The sequence below is a fragment of the Kitasatospora sp. NPDC032150 genome, from assembly GCF_055579945.1.
Genome location: NZ_JBVIMH010000001.1, coordinates 159,395 through 180,813, shown reverse-complemented (window position 1 = coordinate 180,813; position 21,419 = coordinate 159,395). Strand labels below are relative to the sequence as shown.

Below are 21,419 nucleotides of genomic sequence, written 5' to 3'. Positions count from 1 at the left end.
CGCTCTCGTGCTCCCCGGTACGAGGCCGGGAAAGCCCTGGGCGTTCCCCGTCCGGGCCGGACCTGGCACGATGGCGCGCACCATGGACGACCCTCACACCAGTTCCGCCCCGGCGCTGCACAGCCTGCTCGCCCTGCTCGCATCCGGTGCCGCCGCGGAGGAGCTCGCCGAGGTGCCGGCCGAGGCCCGGCGGCAGGGTGCCCCGGCCGCCGTACTGGCCGAGATCGACGCGGCCGCCTGGCAGGCCATGAGCGTGCACCGGACCCTGCGTCAGCACCGGCGCCGGGAGGCGGAGCTGACCGCGCTCTTCGACACTGCCGGCGACCTCTCCGCCTCGCGGGACCTGGACACCGTCCTGCAGGCGATCGTCCGCCGGGCCAGGATGCTGCTCGGCACCGACACCGCGTACCTCACCCTCCCCGACCCCGCGGCCGGGGACACCTACGTGCGGGTCACCGACGGTTCGGTCTCGGAGCTGTTCCAGACCCTGCGCCTGAGCCTCGGGGACGGCCTGGGCGGACTGGTCGCACAGACCGCCCGCCCCTACGCGACCGACGACTACCGCACCGACGAGCGCTTCCGCCACACCGACCGGATTGACGCCGGGGTCCTTGACGAGGGACTGGTGGCGATCATCGGGGTGCCGCTGCTGGTCGGCGGCCGGGTGATCGGGGTGCTGTTCGCCGCCGACCGCACCCCGCGCTCCTTCTCCCCCGACGAGGTCGCACTGCTGTGCTCGCTCGCCGCGCACGCCGCCATCGCCCTGGACTACGCGAAGTCGCTGTCCGACACCCGGGCCGCGCTGGCCGAGCTGAACGCCGCCAACGCCGTCATCCGGGCGCACGCCGCCGCCGTCCAGCGCGCCGAACAGGCCCACGACCGACTCACCGACCTGGTGCTGCGCGGCGCCGAGGTACCCGACGTGGCCGCCGAGGTCGCCGCCCTGCTCGGCGGCGAGGTCACCGTACGGGACGCCGAGGGCGGCCGGCTGGCCGGCCGCGGCCGGGACGGCAGGCCCCGAGCCGAGGGGGTACCCGTCCCCCGGCCTTCGGCCGGGGGGACCCCCAGGCCCGGAGGCTGGGGGCGGCGCGCCGGTGCCGGAAGTGCCCATCAGCGGCTCCGCCGCGGGGACGAGCGACAAGCGAGCGAAGGGGGGACCGCCGGCCGGGGGCTGGGGGAGAGTGCCGGAGCCGGGGGCACCTCCCGGCCGCCAAGGCTGGGGGCGAGTGTCGGCGCCGTGGTAGGAGCGCCCGGAGGCGAGCTGGCAAGTAGGGCAAGTAGGGGACTGGCCCGGGCGCTCGCCGCCTCGCGCAGCGACGGGCGCGCCGTCCGGCACGGGGAGAGCTGGGTCTGCGCGGTGCTGGCCGGACAGGAGCTGCTCGGCAGCCTGCTGCTGCAGGGCCGGCCGGACCTGGACCACGCGGACCGCCGCCTGTTCGAGCGCTCCGCCGTGGTCACCGCGCTGCTCCTGCTGCTGCGCCGCTCGGTCGCCGAGACCGAGAACCGGGTCCGCGGCGAACTCCTCACCGATCTGCTCACCGCTCCGGACCGCGACCCCGCCGGGCTCACCGCTCGCGGCCGCCGTCTCGGCGTCGACCTCGGCTGGCCGCACCTGGTACTGGTCGCCGAAGCCGCGCCCGAGGACCGGAGCCGGCTGCCCCGGGCCGCCGTCCGCCACCTGTTCGGGACCAGGGGCCTCAGCGCCGAGCACGGCGAGGCGGTGGCCCTGTTGCTCCCCGACGACGGATCGCACTCTCCCGGGCAGCGGGCGGCCCAGGCCGCCGAACGGCTGGCCGGGCTGCTGGGCTCCCCGGTCACGGTCGGCGCCGGCCGGGTAGCAACCGGTCCCGTCGCGCTGGCCGCCTCCTACTCGGAAGGGGTGCGGTGCGTACGCGCGCTGCGGGTGCTCGGACGGGTCGGCCACGGCGCCGGCGCCGCCGAACTGGGGTTCCTCGGAGTCCTGCTCGGTGACGGCCACCGGGTGGAGGGTTTCGTGGCGAGCACGCTCGGGCCGCTGCTGGAGTACGACGCCCGGCGCGGCACCGAGCTGGTCCGCACCCTGCGCGCCTACTTCGCCTGCGGCGGCAGCCTGACCAGGGCCAAGGACGACCTGCACGTCCATGTGAACACCGTGGTGCAGCGGCTGGACCGGATCGGGGCGCTGCTCGGGCGCGACTGGGACCAGCCCGAACGCGCGCTGGAGCTCCAGCTCGCACTGCGCCTGCGGCTCCTCGCGGAGAGCTGAGCAGAAGCCCGCCGCCCCTGGAGAGTGGTCCGTCCGCCCCGAGCAGCCGGGCCTCACCCGGTCAGGCGTACGCTTGCCGAGTTGGTCTCGAACGCCTGGCAAGGAGCAGCGGTGAGCGAGAACGTGCGGTTCGTGCGGATGGGTATCGGCGAGGGCTTGGTGCCGTACGAGGAAGCGTGGGCCGAGCAGCAGCGCCTGCATGCGCTGCGGGTGGCGGACGAGATCCCGGACACCGTACTGCTGCTCGAGCATCAGCCGGTGTACACCGCGGGCAAGCGCACCGACCCGGCGGACCGCCCGCTGGACGGTACCCCGGTGGTCGAGGTCAACCGCGGGGGCGAGATCACCTGGCACGGTCCGGGCCAGCTGATCGGCTACCCCATCGTCAAGCTGCCGGATCCGATCGACGTGGTCGCGTACGTGCGCCGGCTGGAGGAGGCGCTGATCCGCTCGTGCGCCGGCTTCGGTGTCGAGAGCACCCGGGTCGAGGGCCGCAGCGGGGTGTGGGTGCTGGGCGAGGCGATCGCGGACGCGGTGGTGGACCCTGCGAAGGTGGTGGAGATCGGCAAGCTGACGCTGCGGATGGGTCTGCCGCTGGGTATCGACCCCCGGCTGGCCGGGCCCGAGTACGCGCCCTCCAACGCCGGTCAGCGCGGCGACGACCGCAAGCTGGCGGCGATCGGGGTGCGGGTCGCGCGCGGTGTGACGATGCACGGCTTCGCGCTCAACTGCAACCCTGACATGACCTGGTTCGACCGGATCGTGCCGTGCGGGATCCGGGACGCCGGAGTGGCGTCGATCGCCTCGGAGCTGGGTCGGGACTTCGGGGTCGGCGACGCGCTGCCGGTGGTCGAGGAGCATTTGCGGGCGGTCTTCGCGGAACTGCCGGAGCCCGCGCTCGTCCGCTGATTCCGACCCTTCCCGGCCGTTCCTCCTGGCCCGTTCCCGGCCTCCGCACTGGGAATGGGCCAGACCCGCGTGCTGTTGCCCTGCGAATGCGGGGCACCGGCCCGACACAAGCCCCACAAGCACAGGCGTACCCTGGTGGTACCCCGTCTAGTTCTAGGAGTCGCACGTGTCCGCTGTCGCACCCGACGGCAGGAAGCTCCTTCGCCTGGAGGTCCGCAACAGCGAGACCCCGATCGAGCGGAAGCCTGAGTGGATCAAGACCCGGGCGAAGATGGGCCCGGAGTACAACGCCCTCCAGTCGCTGGTGAAGAAGGAGGGTCTGCACACGGTCTGCCAGGAGGCCGGCTGCCCGAACATCTTCGAGTGCTGGGAGGACCGCGAGGCCACCTTCCTCATCGGCGGTGACCAGTGCACCCGCCGCTGCGACTTCTGCCAGATCGACACCGGCAAGCCCGCGGAGTTCGACCGGGACGAGCCGCGACGGGTCGCCGAGTCCATCCTGACCATGGACCTCAACTACGCCACCATCACCGGCGTCGCCCGTGACGACCTGGAGGACGGCGGCGCCTGGCTGTACGCCGAGACGGTGCGCCAGGTGCACGCAATGACGGCCGACCGAGCGGGCGGCCGGACCGGCGTCGAGCTGCTGGTCCCGGACTTCAACGCGGTGCCCGAGCAGCTGGCCGAGGTCTTCTCGTCCCGTCCCGAGGTGCTGGCGCACAACGTCGAGACGGTGCCGCGGATCTTCAAGCGGATCCGCCCCGCCTTCCGCTACGAGCGCTCGTTGGACGTCATCACGCAGGCCCGTGCGGCCGGTCTGGTGACCAAGTCCAACCTGATCCTGGGCATGGGCGAGACCCGCGAGGAGGTCAGCCAGGCGCTGGAGGACCTGGTGAACGCCGGCTGCGAGCTGATCACCATCACCCAGTACCTGCGCCCGTCGCTGCGCCACCACCCCGTGGAGCGCTGGGTGAAGCCGCAGGAGTTCGTGGAGCTGCAGGAGGAGGCCGAGGAGCTCGGCTTCGCCGGTGTCATGTCGGGCCCGCTGGTGCGCTCCTCGTACCGGGCCGGCCGGCTGTACCGCCAGGCGCTGGAGCGCCGTGAGCAGGCGGCCGTCTGACCCGCGCCGATCACGCCGGACGCCGCGGCCGCACTCTGCTTTCATCTGACAGTGACAGTCAGCTCACCGGACGGTAACACCGGCGGGTCAGGATGGGACCGCCCAACTCCGTACCGCCCAATCCGTATCTCGACGAGGGAAGTGCTCGGCATGCAGGTACGCATCGGAAAGCTCGCCCGGGTCCGCGAGGTCCGTTCGGTCGGCGGCGCGCTGCGCCTCGCCGAGAGCGTGCTGCTCGCGGGCGGACGGCAGCAGGCCCGGCTGAACGCCTGGACGGCCGTCTGTGAGAACCGCCGGAACGCGGCGGACCGGGAGAGCGGTGCGGCGCTGCTGAGCGGCTCCACCGAGGAGCGCCGCCGAGGGGCCTGAGCGGGCGGGCCGGTCGGTCCGGCCGCCGCTCAAGGCCGGCGGGCCCCGTTGAATGCTTGTGGATGCCGTCGTGTGCCGCCGAATGCCCGCAGGTGCTGCGGAATATCCGGGTCGCGCCGGAATGCGCTGATGCGGGTGGGGGGCGCCCCTTGGATATCCCCGGGCCCCGCCACGTACCATGAGCGTTATGGCGACGGAAACATCCGGGAACCCCGGGCGGCTCAAGCAGATCCGCCTGGCGTACCAAATGACCAAGAAGGTCGACACCAAGATCGGCCTGATCATCGCAGGCGTCGGCCTGATCACCTTCGGCGTGTTCCTCGCCATCGGCTTTGCGATCGACCACCCCATCTACCTGGGCATCCTCGGCTTCATCGTGGCCTTCCTGGCGATGGCGATCGTCTTCGGGCGGCGCGCCGAGCGGGCGGCGTTCGGGCAGATGGAGGGCCAGCCGGGCGCGGTGGCGGCGGTGCTGAACAACATCCGGCGCGGCTGGAGCACCAACCCGACCCCGGTCGCCGTCACCCGCAACCAGGACGCGGTCTACCGCGCGGTGGGCCGGCCCGGTATCGCGCTGATCGGTGAGGGCAACCCGAACCGGGTCCGCCCGCTGCTGGCCGCCGAGAAGCGGAAGATGGCCAAGGTCGTCGGCGACATCCCGGTGCACGACATCATGGTCGGCGACGGCGACGGCGAGATCCCGCTCAAGAAGCTGCAGATCCACCTGATGCGGATGCCGAACGCGATCACCCCGGCGAAGGTCACCGAGACCAACGACCGCCTGCGCGCGCTGGGCGACCTGCTCTCCAAGGCGCCGATCCCCAAGGGCCCGATGCCGAAGGGCGCCCGGATGCCCAAGGGCGGCCAGGTCCGCTGACCACCGCTCCCCCGGACACACCACGGCCCCGCCGCGAACTCCTCGCGGCGGGGCCGTTCGACTTCCCGAAGGGGTTTCACCTAAGGGTGGCCTCCCCGGAGGACGGCCTCCCCGGAAGGTCAAATCCGGACCTCCACCGTGCCGACCGCCTTGTCGTGCAGTCCCCGGGTGTCGCGGTCCCAGACCACCGCCGGCACCACCAGGCAGAGCAGCAGGGTGCGCAGCAGGACCTGGGGGACGGTCGCGCGACTGCCGTCGAGCCGGACCACCCGCAGGCCGAACAGCCGCTTGCCGACCGTCGTCCCGGCGGTGGCCAGCAGCAGCACGCTGACGAGGTAGAACAGCGGAGTGGTCCACAGATTGGCCACCGTCTGGTCACCGCGGGCGATCAGCCCGTAGGCGACCAGGCTGCAGAGCCAGCCGTCGACGAACAGCGCGCCGATCCGGCGGCCCGGGCCCGCGATCGATCCGGGGCCCTCCTTGGGCCGGCCGAGCCGCTCACCGCGGTACCCGAAGTCGGCGCCCATCTTCTCGGCGGCGGCCTTCGGGCCGTCGATCCACGATCCCAACGCTTCTCTGGTGTCCACGAATCCACACTATCCGGGCAGTACGGCCGATCTTCGGCCCCCTCCCCCATTGGCAACCCGTGTGGGTGAACCGCACACCACCGATCCGGCCGAGTGGTCCAGACCACCTGCCGCACGCGACCTGGAGCGGAGAAGCGTTTTGCCCGGAACCGTACGACTTTGCCGCCTGCGACGCGCGGGTGGTTAACATTCAGGAAACGGTGGGGTCACCGGTCGGAAACGGCCCCTCCCTATGGTGAGCCACCAAATCGCACGCTGAGGAGGATGGATGTTCAACAACGCCGCCGAAGTGAAGCAGTACATCACGGACAACGACATCAAGTTCATCGACGTCCGGTTCTGCGACCTGCCGGGTGTCATGCAGCACTTCTCGGTCCCCGCCTCCACCTTCGACCCGGACGAGACGCTGATGTTCGACGGCTCGTCGATCCGCGGCTTCCAGGCCATTCACGAGTCGGACATGGCACTGGCGCCGGACCTCAGCACGGCCCGCCTGGACCCGTTCCGCACCGACAAGCACCTCAACATCAACTTTTTCATCCAGGACCCGATCACGGGTGAGGCCTACAGCCGCGACCCGCGCAACGTCGCCAAGAAGGCAGAGGCGTACCTCGCCTCCTCCGGCATCGCGGACACCGCCTTCTTCGGGCCGGAGGCGGAGTTTTACGTCTTCGACTCGGTGCGGTTCGAGACCAGCGCGAACGAGTCCTTCTACCACATCGACTCCGAAGCGGGCGCCTGGAACACCGGCTCGGTCGAGGGCGACGTCCGCGGCTACAAGGTCCGCTACAAGGGCGGTTACTTCCCCATCCCTCCGGTCGACCACTTCGCCGACCTGCGCGCGGAGATCTCGCTGGAGCTGGCCGCGTCCGGCATCCAGGTCGAGCGCCAGCACCACGAGGTGGGCACCGCCGGCCAGGCCGAGATCAACTACAAGTTCAACACCCTGCTGCACGCCGCCGACGACCTGATGCTGTTCAAGTACATCGTCAAGAACGTCGCGTGGCGGAACGGCAAGACCGCCACCTTCATGCCCAAGCCGATCTTCGGGGACAACGGCTCCGGCATGCACGTCCACCAATCGCTCTGGCTGGACAACTCCCCGCTCTTCTACGACGAGCAGGGCTACGCCGGCCTCTCCGACACCGCCCGCTACTACATCGGCGGTCTGCTGAAGCACGCACCGTCGCTGCTGGCCTTCACCAACCCCACGGTGAACTCCTACCACCGCCTGGTGCCCGGCTTCGAGGCGCCGGTCAACCTGGTGTACTCGCAGCGCAACCGCTCGGCCGCGATCCGCATCCCGATCACCGGCTCCAACGCCAAGGCCAAGCGCATCGAGTTCCGCGCTCCCGACCCCTCCTCCAACCCCTACCTGGCCTTCTCCGCCATGCTGATGGCCGGCCTGGACGGCATCAAGAACAAGATCGAGCCGCTGGAGCCGGTCGACAAGGACCTCTACGAGCTCGCCCCCGAGGAGCACGCCTCGGTCCCCCAGGTCCCCGCCTCGCTCGCCGCCGTCCTCGAAGCCCTGGAGGACGACCACGAGTACCTGCTCGCGGGCGGCGTCTTCACCCCCGACCTGATCGAAACCTGGATCGACTTCAAGCGCACCAACGAGATCGCCCCGATCGCGCTGCGTCCGCACCCGCACGAGTTCGAGCTGTACTACGACCTGTAAAGGCCATCTGACCTGCGGAAACGCAGTTCGATCTCTTGTCGTTTCCGCAGGTCGGCACCTCGCTGACCTGCGGAAACGCCGTGCGGCCGACTCGTGTCGAAGGCCCTGGGGCTCGCGATGTGAAATGAGAGTGCACGGAGGCCGGCGGCGGTGACGGGAACCACAGCCCCGGGCTGCGCGCCCGGGACCGAGCCCGCCGGAAGGCGAGCACGAGTTTGACGCCTACAGCGATGGGTGCTTTCCCAGGTATCCAGTCTCCTCCGGGCGCAGAGTCTTCCGTCTGTCGCAACCCACCGTGCCAGTGGTGCCGTCGGGTTTGACGACGGCAATGCGTGTGGGACAGGCCCAGACGAAGTAGCACCGCGTAGCTCCACACGGTGGACCTCGACTCGATCTCATGGTCTCCGCTCAGCCCTTCTCATCGCATCTCATCGTCATCGCCGCTGCGTGTGCACTGGTTGTGAAACGGTCTTCCTCCGGGCCGCCAGTTCCGCTGGTCGGAGGCATGATCCACGTGACCTGATAAGAGGCACCGCGATCGCAGTCCGACGTCCGGCAGTCGAACGTTCGGAACTGGACGGCGTACGGGGTCGGCCTGACGCCATGGATCCCCAAGCCTCCGCGGCAGCGCAAAAGGTAGCGGTGGCAACGAGGTCCTGCCTGCTGGTTCAGGCAGGGCCTCTCCGTCTGCCGACCCGAAGCCCATCACGCTGCGGACAGCCACCTCGCTCAGAGCCCCGGCAGCGGGTCCTGTTCGCCCGGGGCCACCTGGACCGGTGTGTCAGGGATGCGGCACTCGCGACCCAGGCGGAGCATCCGGGACTCCGGGTCGTGAAGCAGGCGGTTGCAGCGGCGGCAGCGGATGCGGGCGGGAAGCCTGGCCGGCGGCGCTGGGATCAGGGCGGGGTCGGACACGCCGCCCAGTCTGGCGGAAATCCCGCTCGCCGTGGGGCGATGCGGGCGGGCAGGAGACGGACGGCATAGCGGGGCGCGGCTCGGGAAATCCGAAGTGCCTCATGTCTGAGGCGAGTTACTGCCAGCACGATCGGCACGAGTGGCAGGGAATCAGCTTGGCAAGGTCGTCCTGGGTGAGCCCCGCGCTCTCACGGGCCCGGAACAGCTCCGAGGCGAAGAACTCAGGAGAGCAGAACGCCGAGTCATGCGCGGTCTTACGGCAGCTCACCATGCAGGTAGGAGCGGACTTGTCAACAACCAACCACCCACAAATGGAATGATCTTCGGCATGGACCTCGCAGCGGAACTGGCCCGGATGGCGGCAACCGGAACCTTCGGACCGCTCCACCACGGTGCCCGCCTCGCCGACGTAATCGCGGCCTACGGGGAGCCGACGAACAGCGGGCGACTGGACGAGCGGCGCCGCTGGCCGCACGGCTTCTGCTTCGGAAGTGTGCAACTGGTCGTCTGCCGATGCCGGCTGCTGAGCTCCATGGTCTTCCCGACCTGGCACGACGATTTCGAACTGCCCGGCCCAAGGCGAGGCGAGTTCCGCGCCGTCGACTCCCGTATCACCGAATCGGCGATGACCGCAGCGCTCACACAGGCCGGTTGCCGCTGGAAGGTTGTCGAGTACGAGCGCCTCACCGACCAGCGGACCCTGGAGATCGAAACGGGCGACGACGTACACGTGGACTTCGTCCTCACCGACCGGGAGGACTACGACTCGCCGCCGCTCGACGACTGGGTGCTGCACAAGGCCGGTATCTGGGGCCCGTCCCACGCCCCCTGTCCGGAGCCGGACCGAAGACTTCCCGACGACGGCTACGGCGCCTAGCTAGCGGAGGGTCACCGGAAGGGTGTGGAAGCCGCGCAGGACGAGGCGGTCGCGGCGGGTGGCGCCGGGGGCCGGGGCGAGTGCGGGGAAGCGGTTGAGCAGGGCGGGGAGGGCGATGGCGGACTCCAGCCGGGCCAGGCCGGCGCCGAGGCAGAAGTGCGGGCCGCCGCCGAAGCTCAGCGGCTGGCTGTCCTGGCGGGTGGGGTCGAAGCGGGCGGGGTCCGGGTAGCGGAGCGGGTCGCGGTTGGCGGCGCCGATCAGCAGGAACACGCCGCCGCCCCCGGGGATCTCCTCGTCGCCCACCCGCACGCCGTCGGTGGTCGCGACCCGGACGGTGAGCTGGACGGGCGAATCGTGGCGCAGCACCTCGTCGGTGAGTCCGGACGGTGTGACGGTGCCCGCGCGGACGGCGGCCGGCATCCCGGGGTGTTCGAAGAGCCGGGCGAGACCGTTGCCGAGCAGGTTGGTGGTGGTTTCGAAGCCCGCGCCGAGCAGCAGGACCAGGTTGGCCAGCAGCTCGTGGCCACGGAGCCGGGACGGCTCCGCGGCGGCGACCTCGACCAGGGCGCTGACCAGGTCCTGCTGCGGGTCCGCCCGGCGCCGGGCGGCGAGGCGGGCGAAGTACTGGGTGAGTTCCTCGGCCGCCTCGTCGGCGGCGGCCAGTTCCGACTCGTCGACGATCGGTTCCAGCACGGCCGCGAGGTCGGCGGCGAGCGGGCGGAACCGGGCGCGGTCGGCCTCCGGCACCCCGAGCAGTTCGCAGATCACGCCGACCGGGAGCCGGTAGGCGAAGGCGTCCATGAAGTCGACCGGCGAGCCGTCGGCGCCCTGATCGGCCATCTCGTCGAGCAGTCGGTGCACGGCGGCCGTGACTGGCTCCGCCAGTGCGGCGGTCCGGCGGGCCGTGAAGACCGAGGCGATCAGCGAGCGCATCCGGTGGTGGTGCGGGGCGTTGGTCTCCAGGATCGAGCGGCTGAGCAGGAGCTGGGACGGGTGCTCGGCGTAGCTCTCCTCCCAGCGCTCCCGCTGTTCGGCGTCCACCACCCCGAGGTCCGGGTCGCGGAGCGCCTGGTGCACCTCGCGGTACCCGACGGCCATCGCCAGTCCCCCGCCGCTGGGGACGACCGCCCCGAGGCCGCGGGCGAGCTCGTACAGCGGGTACGGGTCGGCCCGGCCCGCCGGTGACATCAGCTGCTCCATGATCGCCGCGCCGTCCATGAAACGTCCCTCTCGACTGGGGTACTGGTGGGTCAACTGGACGGTGGGAGTGATGAGTTCCCGGGCGGTGGGCCTTTCGGGGGCGGGTGCGGGCGGGCGGAGCGCCCCGCGGGGTGCCGATCGCCTAGTCTTGCGGCGTGGAAATCTGGATCAACCCGCGCTGCGGGAAGTGCCGTACGGCGATCAGCGAACTGGACGCCGCCGGGGCCGAGTACACCGTCCGCCGCTACCTGGAGGACCCGCCGGACGCCGCCGAGATCGAGCGGGTCCTGGAGCGGCTGGCGCTGGAACCGTGGGACATCGCCCGGGTGGACGAGGCGGTCGGCAAGGAGCTGGGGCTCAAGGAGTGGGGCCGGACCGAAGCCGACCGGGCCCGGTGGATCGAGGCGCTGGCCGCGAACCCGATCCTGATCCAGCGGCCGATCATCACCGCGGACGACGGGCACGCGGTGGTGGCGCGGACGCAGGAAGCGCTGCGGTCGGTCATCCCGGGCTAGCGGGCGCACCCGCGGAGCCGTCGGGTCCTGACGGAGTGCACCCGCGCCCAGGGGCGTGGTCAGGGCCGGCGGTCGATCGTGCGCTCCCCCTCGCCCTGGTGCCAGGAGCGGATCACCAGGCGGGCGGCCGGGCGGGAACCCGGCCGCCGCACTCCCCGGGTCGTACCGCATCGCGGTACTCCGCGGTCGGTCCGGACAGCGGTGAAGATCCTCAACGGCGCGCGGCGGTGACCGCCTGCACCCGCGCGGCCGAGGTTCCGAGGCCGGTCGGTCCGGCGAACCGCCGGGCAGCTCCGAGGTGCCGGCCGGACCGGGCGCCATGCCGCAGGATGTCCTGCTCCCGGTAGCGGACGCAGTCCTCGTGCCAGATCTTGATCCCGGCCAGCCAGTACCGGAAGTCCTGCACGTAGTCGTCGACGGCCCGGCGGGTCTGCTGGTCGACGTCGAAGTCGTCGTACAGGACGGGCAGTTCGTGTTCGGCCACGTGCTGGAACTGGGTGATCCGGGAGGTCATCAGGTCGTTGACGATGCGCAGCGCGGTCGGGTAGTCGCAGTCGAAGAAGTTCTGCACCACCAGCACTCCGTTGTGGACCTCGCCCTCGAACTCGATCTCCTTCTGGTACGAGAAGACGTCGTTCATCAGCGCGGCGTAGTCCATGGCCGCGTTCTCCAGGGACCGCACCGGGCCGCTGCGGTAGATCTCCGCCGGGATGCGGCGACCGTGCGAGATCCGGCTGAGCAGGCTGGTGAGTTCGGAGCCGAAGGTGGTCCGACGCATCTCCAGGTAGTCGACCGGGTCGGGGATGCGGTGCTGCAGCTGGTTGGCGAGCTCCCACAGCCAGCTGTCCGTCATGGCCTCGACGGCGGCCCGGAAGTCGCGGCGCGCCTCGGTGTCCAGCGGCGCGGCGGTACGCTGCCAGAGGTCGGCCAGGCCGCGTTCCAGGCCGGTGACGGGCTCGGGCACGCTCTCGCCGTCGATCGGCATGAAGAGCGAGAACCGTTCGTTGGCGAGCTTGGCACCGGCGAGGTTCCGGGTGCGTCCGTAGACCGCCGGGTAGTAGTCGTCCGCGTAGGTGCCCCAGGTCAGCCAGGCCGAGGAGAGCGCGAGTTCCTCCGGTGTGGCGTCCGGGTCGATGCCGGCCGCGCAGAGCGGCAGGTCGATGTCGGTCAGCCGCTGCTCGTCCCAGACGTTGGAGCCGGGGATGCCCGGGTCGGCGTCCAGCAGGCGGACCCGGCGCACCCATTCGAGGTTCTCCTGGCGGGCGCCCGCCAGGTGCGGGCTGAGCGAGGTGCTGAACGGCATGGTGAACTCGGGGATCCGCGAGGGCCCGACCCGCTGGTGCGGGAGATGGGTGAAGCTGCGCGTACGGCCCGTGCCGATCAGCCCGGCGAGCGCCCTGGGGTCCACCGCCGAGGTGCCGAGGCCCTGCGGCCGGAAGGAGGTCGAGCTCGGCGCGCTGCCGGCGCCGGCACCGTTCATGTACCGGCTGGAGCGCATGTGCCACTCGTGGCCGCCCGACTGCCAGTCCTGCAGTCCCTTGACGTACGCGAGGACGGCCGCGCACTCGTCGGGAGTGAGCCCCTTCTCGGCGAAGAGCGGCGGGAGTTCGGTGAGGGCGGTGTTCTCGAACTGGTGGATCCGCGAGGTCAGCAGGTCGTTGACCGCGTCGGCCGCCTGCTGGGTGGAGCAGCCGAAGAAGGTCTCCAGCACGAGCACGCCGTTGCTCAGCTCCCCCTCCTCCTGGGTCTCCCGCTCGTACGAGAACAGGTCGTTGCGCAGGTGGACGCCGTCCGAGAAGGCGTCCCTGAGCACCCGCAGCGGCCGGGCCCCGGCGACCGAGGCCGGGATCTCGGCGCCCACCGCGTGCTCCACCAGCCCGGCCGACCAGGGGGCGCCGCCGACCTTGCGGCGCATCTCGATGTACTCGACCGGGTTGGGGATCCGGTTGATGTTGATGTTGGAGAGTTCCCAGAGCGACTCGTTGAGCAGGTGCTCGGTGCTCAGGGCGAAGCGGCGCCGCCAGTCCATCGACATCGAGGGGACCGTCCTGGCCCACAGGTCGGCGAGCCCCGCCTCGACCGGGTTGGTCGGCTCGGGCGCCTTGGCGGAGAGGTCCATCGGCATGAAGGCCGGCAGCCGGTCCAGGTACGCCTTGCCGCCGGGGCGGTCCTGGTTGAGCTTGAAGAGCTTCAGGAAGTGGTCGTCGAAGAAGAAGACCCACACGTACCAGTCGGTCACCAGCGAGAGTTCGGGCCCGTCGCAGTCCGGGTGGGTGTAGGCGCAGAGCAGCGCGTAGTCATGGGAGTCGAGGTCGTGCTCGTCCCAGACGCCCGAACCCTCCAGCATTCCCATCCCGCGGGCCCACTGCTTGGTGTGGGCCCTGGCCTCCTCCAGGTGAGGGTTCAGCCTCGCCGGATGCGCCAGGTAGAACTCGGGCAGTTCGAAGGGTTGGCTCACGGCCGCCTTGCCTCTCGTCGCGCTCGGTCATGATCGGCGCGTAGCGTGCCCAAGTCGCCTGTCCCGCACACCTGCTGAACAGGGGAAGTGGTTGCATCCGTTTGCATTCACGCCCGGCGCACGAGGCGCACGCTCGGGGCGCTCGGCTACCTGTTCGCACCCCACGGCGCGACCGCCGATCAGTGCGGGAACATCCGAGGCGGGCGCTGGGCGGGCAGTTCGTCCCGGAACTCGTCGATGGCCGAGGAGATCTGGCGCATCAGATACGTCTGTTCGAGCCGGTCCAGGTAGAGGTGGTTGGCGGCGAGCGCCTCGACCGTGGCCCCGAAGTAGAGGGTCATCAGCGGGTTGATGAACAGTGAGCTGTACCGGGTTCGCTCGGTGAAGCGAACGTCGCCGAACTGTCCGCGCAGCGCGGCCGCCACCGAACCGTGGACGATGCTCGGGTACTCGGGGAAGGCCGCCTGGGCATGGGCCACCGCGTCCAGGTACAGCGCGCCCTCCCGGGAGTCGCGCGGGATCGAGAAGGCGCCCAGGTAGCCGCCGGCCCGGTCCAGGGCCGCCAGGTTCTCCAGCACCAGCGAGTGGTTGACGCCGTGGTAGGAGTCGATGCCGAACCCCAGGCAGGCGACCAACCGCAGCGGTATCCCGGACATCCCGGCCACCGCGGCCAGGCTGGCCATGTCCTCCTCAGGCGTCCCCAGCCCCGCCTCGTCCCCGCGCATCAGGATGTCGGTGCCGCCGTCCACCAGCAGGATCGCGTCGATGCCGAGGTGCTCGGCCAGGGTACGGTAGGCGGCCCGCAGCGGCTGGACGCCGACCGAGCCGAAGGCCCAGACGGTGTCGGGCATACCGTGCAGGCTGAGCCAGCGGGCCAGGGTCCGCTCCGGGAAGTACGGTTCGGCGGCGGCGGTGTCCGGGCGGATCTCGGCGAGCTCGGGGGCCAGCCAGACGCCGGCGGGCAGACCGTAGAGGTGGCTGAAGGAGAGGTTGGCGAGATGGACCTCCTTGCCCGCCGCGCGCAGCGCGAGGGCGATCGGGAGGCCGGCGTACACGTCGAAACCACCGCCGGCTCCGGCGATCAGGATCCGTTCGGCGGTCTTCAGACGGGCGAGGAGCGGTGGCTCGAGGAGCGAGAACATCCGGGGACGGTACCAAGGCGGTCCGCTCCCCGGGGGCTCCTCGGCGAAGGGAGCGCATCGGGGCGGCAGTTCCCGGGGGTTGGCGCGGCGGCCCGCCGCGCTCGGCTCTCCTCACCCCGGGCTCCCGTCCCTCAGGGAGTGGCGACGGGCCCCCAGAGCTGGTTGCTGACCCGGGCGTAGGTGTCGCGCCAGTGCGGCCACTGGCGGGCCGTCATGTCGTCGCAGTCGGCGAGCAGGCGGTCGACCTGGCGGGGGTCCACTCCCTCCAGCAGCCAGACCAGGGCGTCGGCGCTGCCGGGACCGTCCGCGAGCCGCAGCAGGTCGAGCAGTTCGGGGAGGGTGCCGATCCGCGAACCGCTCGGGAAGACGCCGGACATCCGGGGCAGCAGCTGGCGCTCCTCGATCCGCAGGTGGGTCTCCAGCCGGGCGGCCAGCTCCTCCACCGCGTAGGCGACGGGCCAGCTGCTGGCGGGGTCGCGGGTGGCTATCCGGACCAGGGTGGTGACCCGGGTGAAGGAGTGGTCCAGGTTGTGGTGGTCGGACTCCAGCCAGTTGAGCAGCAGGCGCAGCTCGGGTGCGAAGCGGCGCAGCAGCGGCCAGAGCCGGCTGTCCTGCTGCTCGTGGTGACAGGTGAGCATGGCGGTGAGGAAGTCCCAGTGCCGCTGCAGCGCCTCGGCGGCGGCGGTGTCGCCGGGCTGGAGCAGCCGCAGCGCGTTGGGCAGCCGGGCCAGGTCTCGGCGGAGTGCGGCGTGCACCAGACGCAGACCGGCGAAGGGCATCGGCTCCACGGCGGCCTGGGCGGGCTGTGCGTCGTGCTCACCGCCCGGCTGGGCGGGGATCGTCGGGTACTCGACGGGCAGCAGGTGGCTGGGCATCGGGCTCTCTTCATGACTCGCTGAGGCTGGGCCGGTCCGGTGGCGCTGCTTCGGCGGCTGCGCCCCGGCCTCGGTTCTCCAGGGTGATGACAGCTCATCAGAGTCGAATCAATGACCGATTGACGCGCAGGTCAGAGGCCGGATACGCCTGCGCGCCGACACAGTGGCCGGCGCGCGGTTCGGGTCCCTCGGATGAAGTCGAGCACCGACGTCCCGGGTGTCACCGGGAGGCCGTGCCGGCCGTCCGTCACTCGTCGCTGGCGGGGCCCTCGAGGTTCTTGGTGAGCCACTCCAGGGTCATCGGGATCATCTTCGCGAAGTCCTTGGTGAGGTGCTGGCCCTTGGGCTGCTGGTAGTACTCGACGGTGGTCGGGGCGGCCGCCTTGGCGACCCAGGACTTGACCAGGTTGACCTCGTAGGCGTTGCCGCCGCCGGAGGTGGCGAGCATCCGGACGTCGGCCTTGCTGGTGGAGATCAGCTTGCCCGGGCTGTTGGCGAGGCGCTCTTCCTCGTGGCCCTTCCAGAGCAGCGAGTCCGGGTCCCAGTAGCCGTCGATCGGCACGGCGGCCTTGTAGACGTCGGGGTGCTGCATCGCCAGCTTGGCGCTGCAGAACGCGCCGGTGGAGGCGCCCATCAGGCCCCAGCTGTCGCGGCCCTTCAGGGTGCGGAAGTTGGCGCGGACGAAGTCCGGGATGTCCTCGGACATCCAGGTGCCCATCTTCGGCTGGCCCGGGATGTCGCTGCAGTCGAAGGCCCGCTTCTCGTCGCCGGTCAGGTTCTGCACCGGCATGATCATGATGAACGGGTGCGCCTTCTGCTCCTTGACGAGGTCGGCGTCGATCTCCTGGATCGGCAGCTGGTTGTCCGTCCAGGTGTTGTAGCCGTTGCTCTGGCCGCCCGCGTAGAGGGTGAGCACCGGGAAGCCGAACTTGGCGTACTTCGGGTCGTTGTACTGCGGCGGCAGCCAGACCCAGACCTCCGCGGTGACCCCGGACTTCTTGCCCGCCAGCTTGGTCATGAGGATCGGGCCGGCCTTGGTGTCCCGGGACTTCTTGAGGTCGGCGGCCGGGCCTGTCGGCATGATGACCTTGCTGTCCTTCGGCGGCACGCTGCTCGCGGCGGCGGGACTGGCGGTCGTGGTGTTGCCCGGCTTCGCGTCGGCAGCCGGCTTGCTGTCACTGCCGCAGGCCGCCAGGGCGGCGGACAGTGCGAGCGCGGTGACACCGGCGAGGACGGCGCGGGTGCGGGTGGGTTGCGAGTGCGACTGCGGCTGCTGCGGCTGCACGGTGAAAACTCTCCGACCGATATGACGCCCGGCCGGGCGGATCCGGGCGGGTGGCCCCGGGTTGGGGCCGCTGAGGAGGTCGCGAGCGGTGTTCCGGCGTCACCGGAGGCTGGTGCTGCGGGGGAAACACTCCTCCCGACCTCAGCACGGCGCCCCTGCTCCCCGTGGAGCGGCGCGCCGTGCTGTGATCCTATGACGCGACTACGACGGCCTGCGGTTGCCTGGCCAGGTCATACCATTCGTTTACCGGACGTTCGCCGGGGCATGGGCCCCGCCGTTCGGCGGGGGCTCCTCAACGTGCCGTGATGGGCCGCTCGACCAGCTGTAACGGCTGTTTACGACCGACCGTTGCGGGACGCGGAAGTGGTCGTCGCGGCGCCGCCGTGCGGGTGGCCGACACCCCGTGACCACCATCACGCGGCGGAGGCGGACCTCGCGGGCACAGCCGACCGGTGCGGGGCGATGCGATGCGATGCGATGCGGGGCGGGAACGATGCAGGGCGGGAACGGGACGGCAGCCGTGGCCGAAGTCCAGCCGGACGGCGTAGCACCTGGCGTGTCGGAGTCCGGGCGGCAGGCCCCGGTCATCCCACCGGGGCTCCGGTTCCGGACGCGGGACTCGGACGCTCGCACCAGTGACTCCACAGCGACGATCGGCGATCATCGAGGGGTCGTCGCACCCCGAGGAGTCGCGCAGTGTCCGAGCAGATCGCCGTGATCACCGGAGCGGGCAGCGGCGTGGGCCGCGCCGTGGCGCTCGAACTCGCCGCGGGCGGCTGGCGGCTGGTCCTCGCCGGACGCCGGCCCGAGCCGCTGCGCGAGACGGCCGAACTGACCGGGCTCCCCGCCGATCAGGTCCTGGTGGCACCGACCGACGTCACCCACGCCGAGGCCGTGGACGCGCTGTTCGCCGCCGCCGAGCGGCGGTTCGGCCGGGTCGACCTGCTCTTCAACAACGCCGGGGCCTTCGGCACCGCCGTCCCGCTCGAGGACCTCACCCTCGCCGACTGGCGGGCGGTGGTGGACCTCAACCTGACCGGCACCTTCCTCTGTGCACAGGCCGCGTTCCGTCTGATGAAGCGGCAGACTCCGCAGGGCGGACGGATCATCAACAACGGTTCGGTCTCCGCGCACGCCCCCAGGCCGCGGAGCATCGCCTACACCGCGACCAAGCACGCCGTCACCGGCCTCACCAAGTCGCTCTCCCTGGACGGCCGTCCGTACCGGATCGCCTGCGGGCAGATCGACATCGGGAACGCGGCCACCGACATGACCGCCGCGATGAGTACCGGGGTGCGCCAGGCGGACGGGCGGATCGCGCCCGAGCCGACCATGGACGTGGCCGACGTCGCCCGCACCGTACGCCACATGGCTGAACTCCCGCTGGAGGCCAACGTCCAGTTCGCCACCGTGCTGGCCACCACCATGCCGTACATCGGACGGGGCTGAGTCCTCGTCCCCGGGGGCGGTTCCCCCGCCGTGCACCGGGCCGGCTGCCCGGGCTACTCGTCGTGCGAGTGGCGGTAGCAGCGGGTGCCGGCGCGGTCGTCCAGGCGGTAGACGCTGGTGGTGGGCCAGTACTCGCCGGCTTCGGTGGCGGGGAGTTCGGCGCGCAGGAGCATCCGGAGCAAGGGCGGCGGCGCCGCCGAGCGGACCCGCTTCCGGTGTCCGTCCCAGCGGCCGCCGTACAGCTGGAGCTCGAGAACGGTGGGCGTCGTGGTCACCCGGCCGATGCTGCCAGCGCCCCCGCACCGCCCCCGCGCTTCGACGCGCGAGGAGCACTCCTTCGAGCGGCTTCGCCGCCGCGGCCGTGACCACCCCGGCGGTGGCCGCGCCGCGCGGTCGGGCAGTCAGTTGCGCCAGGTGTCGTTCAGCGTGATCCGGCCGGTGGACGGCACCACCGCGGTGCGGTTGGCTCCGCCCTCCCAGGTGACCGTGCCGCTCCCGTCCTTGCGGATGTACTTGTACTGGAAGGAGGTGCCGGCGGCCATCGGCACGTCGAGCGTCCAGACCGGGTAGCCCGCCGAGGAGAGCGGCAGGGCCTTGTCGGTGTCCCAGTTGCCGAGGGCGGCGCTGTCGCCGGTCACGTAGATGTTCTGGCCGGGCACCGTGGTGGCGTTCACCGCGAAGGAGGCACCGCCGGCCGGGGCGGGCGCGCCGGGGGCACCGACGTAGAGCGCGACCGAGTCGCCCGCGCCGACGGTGGCCGAGAAGGTCCCGTCCGAGCCGACCGTGTACGTCCGGCCGTTGCAGCCGCCGCTCGGGTCGCCGTGCTCGACGTCGCAGTACGTCCCGGCGGGCAGCGAGGTGTGGAAGGTCTGGGTGATCGGCCCGCTCTCGTGGTTGATCACCACATAGCCCTTGTCGCCGCGGCCGAAGGCGATCGCGTTGCTGCCGTTGGACCACCAGCCGGTCAGCGCGGTGCCGGAGACGGCGTTGCGGAAGCCGACCATGTTGGCGATCTGCGGCCAGGCGTGGGTGCAGTTCCAGCCGTCCTGGTAGCAGGCGTTGACGGTTCCGCCGTTGGGCGGGCCGTCGTCGTTGCCGGAGAAGGAGTAGCCGGAGTAGACGTTGGGCGAGCCGTAGGGGTAGGCCAGCATGAAGACGTTGGCCAGCGTGTAGCTGTTGCCGTACCGGTAGTTGAGGGTGGAGCCGTTGCGCTCGGTGTCCCAGTTGTCGACGAAGGTGCGGGCCTGGCCGCTCGGCAGCAGTCCGGAGCCCCAGTTGGCCAGGTCGGCTATCCGGCCGCCGTCGAAGGCGCTCTTCAGCCAGGTGCCGGAGCGGAACTCGTCCACGTCCCCGGTGCCGAGGTACTCGGAGGGCTGGATCGGTTCGCCCGCACCGTAGATGACCTCCTGCACCCAGTAGGCATTGGGGTTGGCCATCTTGGCCTTGATGGCGGCGAGGTCGGTGGCGGCGATGTGCTTGGCGGCGTCGATCCGGTAGCCGTCCACGCCCAGCGAGCCCAGGTCGTCCAGGTAGTGGGCGATGGTCTGCTGGACGTAGGAGCTACCGGTGTCCAGGTCGGCGAGGTTGACAAGCTCGCAGTTCTGCACGTTGGAGCGGTCGTTGTAGTTGGTGATCGGCTGGCGGCAGGTGTGGAAGTCCTGGTCCTGGTAGTAGCCGGGGTAGTTGTACTTGGTGTACACCGTGCCGCCGGTGCCGGTGCCGGAGCCCGCCGTCATGTGGTTGATCACCGAGTCGGCGATCACCTTGACGCCCGCCGCGTGGCAGGTGTTCACCATGGCCTGGAACGAGGCGCGGTCGCCGAGCCGCCCGGCGATCTGGTAGCTGACCGGCTGGTACGAGGTCCACCACTGCGGACCCTGGATGTGCTCCTGCGGCGGGGAGACCTCGACGAAGCCGTATCCCTTCGGGCCGAGGGTGTCCGTGCACGCCTTGGCGACCGAGTCGAAGCGCCACTCGAACAGGGTGGCCGTGACGTCCTTGCCGCTCGGCGGGGCGGCCTGGGCGGTGGGGGCGGAAGTGAAGGCGGTGCAGAGCGAGAGCGCCAGCCCACAGGCGGCGCCCAGCGCACCGAGCGCGCGGACGCGCGCACGGGTGGGGGGTGTGGTGACCACGTTGTCTCCAAGGGGCAGGGTGGGGGACCTGCGGTGCCCGGCGGGGTGGGCCGGGTGATGGCTGCAAGCATTCTGAAACTTGCAGGAAACTTTCAGTGGCGCCGAACTTATGGTCATGTCAACGGCGCGTCAAGGCGCACGCGCGCAACAGTTCGATATCCCCGGCGGACGGCGTGATACCTATCGCCGCGTCGACGCATCTAGTACCGATGGCGCCGGCAAGGGCGCAGGACAGCGGCACCGGATGTGCGGGGGACGGACCGGATGGACAAGGCGCTCGGCTTCGAGGAGTTCGCGAGCACCAGGACTCGCCGACTCTTTCAGGTCGCGTACCTGATGTGCGGTGACTGGCACCAGGCGCAGGACCTGGTGCAGACCACCCTGGCCAAGATGTACTCGGCCTGGGGCCGGCTCCGGCGCGGCCGGGACGAGCCCGGACTGGATGCCTACGCCCGGAAGGTGCTGCTGCGCACCTACCTCTCCCAGCAGCGGCTGCGACGCTCCACCGAGGTGGTCACCGCCGAGCTGCCGGAGTCCTGGGCCGCCCAGGACGGCGGCAGCGACCTACGGGTCACGCTGACCGCCGCGCTCGCCCAGCTGCCCCCGCGCAACCGGGCCGTGGTCGTCCTGCGTTACCTGGAGGACCACAGCATCGAGGCCGTGGCCGAGATGCTCGGCATGTCCAACGGCGCGGTGAAGAGTCTCAACACCCGTTCGCTCGCCAAGCTGCGGGAGATCCTCGGCAACGACCGCGAGCTGTTCCTGTGCGGCTGACTCCGTCTC

Annotated in this window: 19 protein-coding genes; 10 read left to right on the top strand and 9 right to left on the bottom strand. The window is 70.9% G+C overall.

Annotated elements, in window-relative coordinates; genetic code table 11:
* Positions 1-82 precede the first annotated feature (82 nt).
* The 5 genes from ACZ5ON_RS00775 to ACZ5ON_RS00755 all read left to right on the top strand — a co-directional run bounded on the left by ACZ5ON_RS00775 (position 83) and on the right by ACZ5ON_RS00755 (position 5,520).
* On the top strand, positions 83-2,245 hold the full coding sequence (locus ACZ5ON_RS00775; RefSeq protein ID WP_465582945.1) for a helix-turn-helix domain-containing protein: 2,163 nt from the start codon (positions 83-85) through the stop codon (positions 2,243-2,245).
* Between the two features lie 138 nt (positions 2,246-2,383).
* Positions 2,384-3,154, top strand: coding sequence for a lipoyl(octanoyl) transferase LipB (gene lipB, locus ACZ5ON_RS00770; RefSeq protein ID WP_465583916.1), 771 nt, complete (start codon positions 2,384-2,386; stop codon positions 3,152-3,154).
* Between the two features lie 166 nt (positions 3,155-3,320).
* Positions 3,321-4,274, top strand: coding sequence for a lipoyl synthase (gene lipA, locus ACZ5ON_RS00765; protein ID WP_465582939.1), 954 nt, complete (start codon positions 3,321-3,323; stop codon positions 4,272-4,274).
* 150 nt (positions 4,275-4,424) lie between these two features.
* On the top strand, positions 4,425-4,643 hold the full coding sequence (locus ACZ5ON_RS00760) for an SCO2195 family GlnR-regulated protein (RefSeq protein ID WP_465582935.1): 219 nt from the start codon (positions 4,425-4,427) through the stop codon (positions 4,641-4,643).
* A gap of 178 nt (positions 4,644-4,821) precedes the next feature.
* Positions 4,822-5,520, top strand: a complete 699-nt coding sequence (locus ACZ5ON_RS00755; RefSeq protein ID WP_465582932.1) for a DUF4191 domain-containing protein — start codon at positions 4,822-4,824, stop codon at positions 5,518-5,520.
* Between the two features lie 119 nt (positions 5,521-5,639).
* Here the strand turns inward: ACZ5ON_RS00755 and ACZ5ON_RS00750 are convergent, their stop codons facing one another.
* Entirely contained in the window at positions 5,640-6,107 is a 468-nt protein-coding gene (locus ACZ5ON_RS00750) for an RDD family protein (RefSeq protein ID WP_344634168.1), read from the bottom strand.
* 268 nt (positions 6,108-6,375) lie between these two features.
* On the opposite strand from ACZ5ON_RS00750, the gene glnA reads away from it, so the two are divergent.
* Positions 6,376-7,788 carry a type I glutamate--ammonia ligase gene (gene glnA, locus ACZ5ON_RS00745; protein WP_465582925.1) on the top strand — a complete coding sequence of 471 codons (1,413 nt, stop codon included), beginning with the start codon at positions 6,376-6,378 and terminating at the stop codon, positions 7,786-7,788.
* Positions 7,789-8,517: 729 nt separating this feature from the next.
* On the opposite strand, the gene ACZ5ON_RS00740 is transcribed toward glnA, so the two are convergent.
* Complete coding sequence (locus ACZ5ON_RS00740) at positions 8,518-8,703, bottom strand: DUF6011 domain-containing protein (RefSeq protein WP_465582920.1); 186 nt, start codon at positions 8,701-8,703, stop codon at positions 8,518-8,520.
* Positions 8,704-9,031: 328 nt separating this feature from the next.
* On the opposite strand from ACZ5ON_RS00740, the gene ACZ5ON_RS00735 reads away from it, so the two are divergent.
* Complete coding sequence (locus tag ACZ5ON_RS00735; RefSeq protein WP_465582915.1) at positions 9,032-9,580, top strand: hypothetical protein; 549 nt, start codon at positions 9,032-9,034, stop codon at positions 9,578-9,580.
* Here the strand turns inward: ACZ5ON_RS00735 and ACZ5ON_RS00730 are convergent, their stop codons facing one another.
* Positions 9,581-10,798, bottom strand: a complete 1,218-nt coding sequence (locus ACZ5ON_RS00730) for a cytochrome P450 (protein WP_465582912.1) — start codon at positions 10,796-10,798, stop codon at positions 9,581-9,583.
* 137 nt (positions 10,799-10,935) lie between these two features.
* On the opposite strand from ACZ5ON_RS00730, the gene ACZ5ON_RS00725 reads away from it, so the two are divergent.
* Complete coding sequence (locus tag ACZ5ON_RS00725; protein WP_465582909.1) at positions 10,936-11,295, top strand: ArsC/Spx/MgsR family protein; 360 nt, start codon at positions 10,936-10,938, stop codon at positions 11,293-11,295.
* A 211-nt stretch (positions 11,296-11,506) separates the two neighbouring features.
* On the opposite strand, the gene ACZ5ON_RS00720 is transcribed toward ACZ5ON_RS00725, so the two are convergent.
* The 4 genes from ACZ5ON_RS00720 to ACZ5ON_RS00705 form a co-directional block, all read right to left on the bottom strand.
* Positions 11,507-13,753, bottom strand: a complete 2,247-nt coding sequence (locus ACZ5ON_RS00720) for a terpene synthase family protein (RefSeq protein ID WP_465582906.1) — start codon at positions 13,751-13,753, stop codon at positions 11,507-11,509.
* Positions 13,754-13,932: 179 nt separating this feature from the next.
* Complete coding sequence (locus tag ACZ5ON_RS00715) at positions 13,933-14,895, bottom strand: DUF1152 domain-containing protein (protein ID WP_465582900.1); 963 nt, start codon at positions 14,893-14,895, stop codon at positions 13,933-13,935.
* Between the two features lie 131 nt (positions 14,896-15,026).
* On the bottom strand, positions 15,027-15,770 hold the full coding sequence (locus ACZ5ON_RS00710) for a hemerythrin domain-containing protein (RefSeq protein ID WP_465582897.1): 744 nt from the start codon (positions 15,768-15,770) through the stop codon (positions 15,027-15,029).
* Positions 15,771-16,017: 247 nt separating this feature from the next.
* The gene (locus ACZ5ON_RS00705; protein ID WP_465582892.1) at positions 16,018-17,055 is read right to left on the bottom strand and encodes an alpha/beta hydrolase; all 1,038 of its coding nucleotides are present in this window, start codon (positions 17,053-17,055) and stop codon (positions 16,018-16,020) included.
* A gap of 696 nt (positions 17,056-17,751) precedes the next feature.
* On the opposite strand from ACZ5ON_RS00705, the gene ACZ5ON_RS00700 reads away from it, so the two are divergent.
* Complete coding sequence (locus ACZ5ON_RS00700; RefSeq protein WP_465582888.1) at positions 17,752-18,504, top strand: SDR family oxidoreductase; 753 nt, start codon at positions 17,752-17,754, stop codon at positions 18,502-18,504.
* 53 nt (positions 18,505-18,557) lie between these two features.
* Here ACZ5ON_RS00700 and ACZ5ON_RS00695 read toward each other — a convergent pair whose 3' ends face one another.
* Both ACZ5ON_RS00695 and ACZ5ON_RS00690 read right to left on the bottom strand, forming a co-directional pair.
* On the bottom strand, positions 18,558-18,779 hold the full coding sequence (locus ACZ5ON_RS00695; RefSeq protein ID WP_465582885.1) for a hypothetical protein: 222 nt from the start codon (positions 18,777-18,779) through the stop codon (positions 18,558-18,560).
* Between the two features lie 126 nt (positions 18,780-18,905).
* Positions 18,906-20,636: a carbohydrate-binding module family 20 domain-containing protein gene (locus ACZ5ON_RS00690; protein WP_465582882.1), complete on the bottom strand. Its 1,731-nt coding sequence runs from the start codon at positions 20,634-20,636 to the stop codon at positions 18,906-18,908.
* 264 nt (positions 20,637-20,900) lie between these two features.
* Between ACZ5ON_RS00690 and ACZ5ON_RS00685 the strand changes: the two genes are divergently transcribed.
* Positions 20,901-21,410 carry a SigE family RNA polymerase sigma factor gene (locus ACZ5ON_RS00685; protein WP_465582879.1) on the top strand — a complete coding sequence of 170 codons (510 nt, stop codon included), beginning with the start codon at positions 20,901-20,903 and terminating at the stop codon, positions 21,408-21,410.
* Positions 21,411-21,419 lie beyond the last annotated feature (9 nt).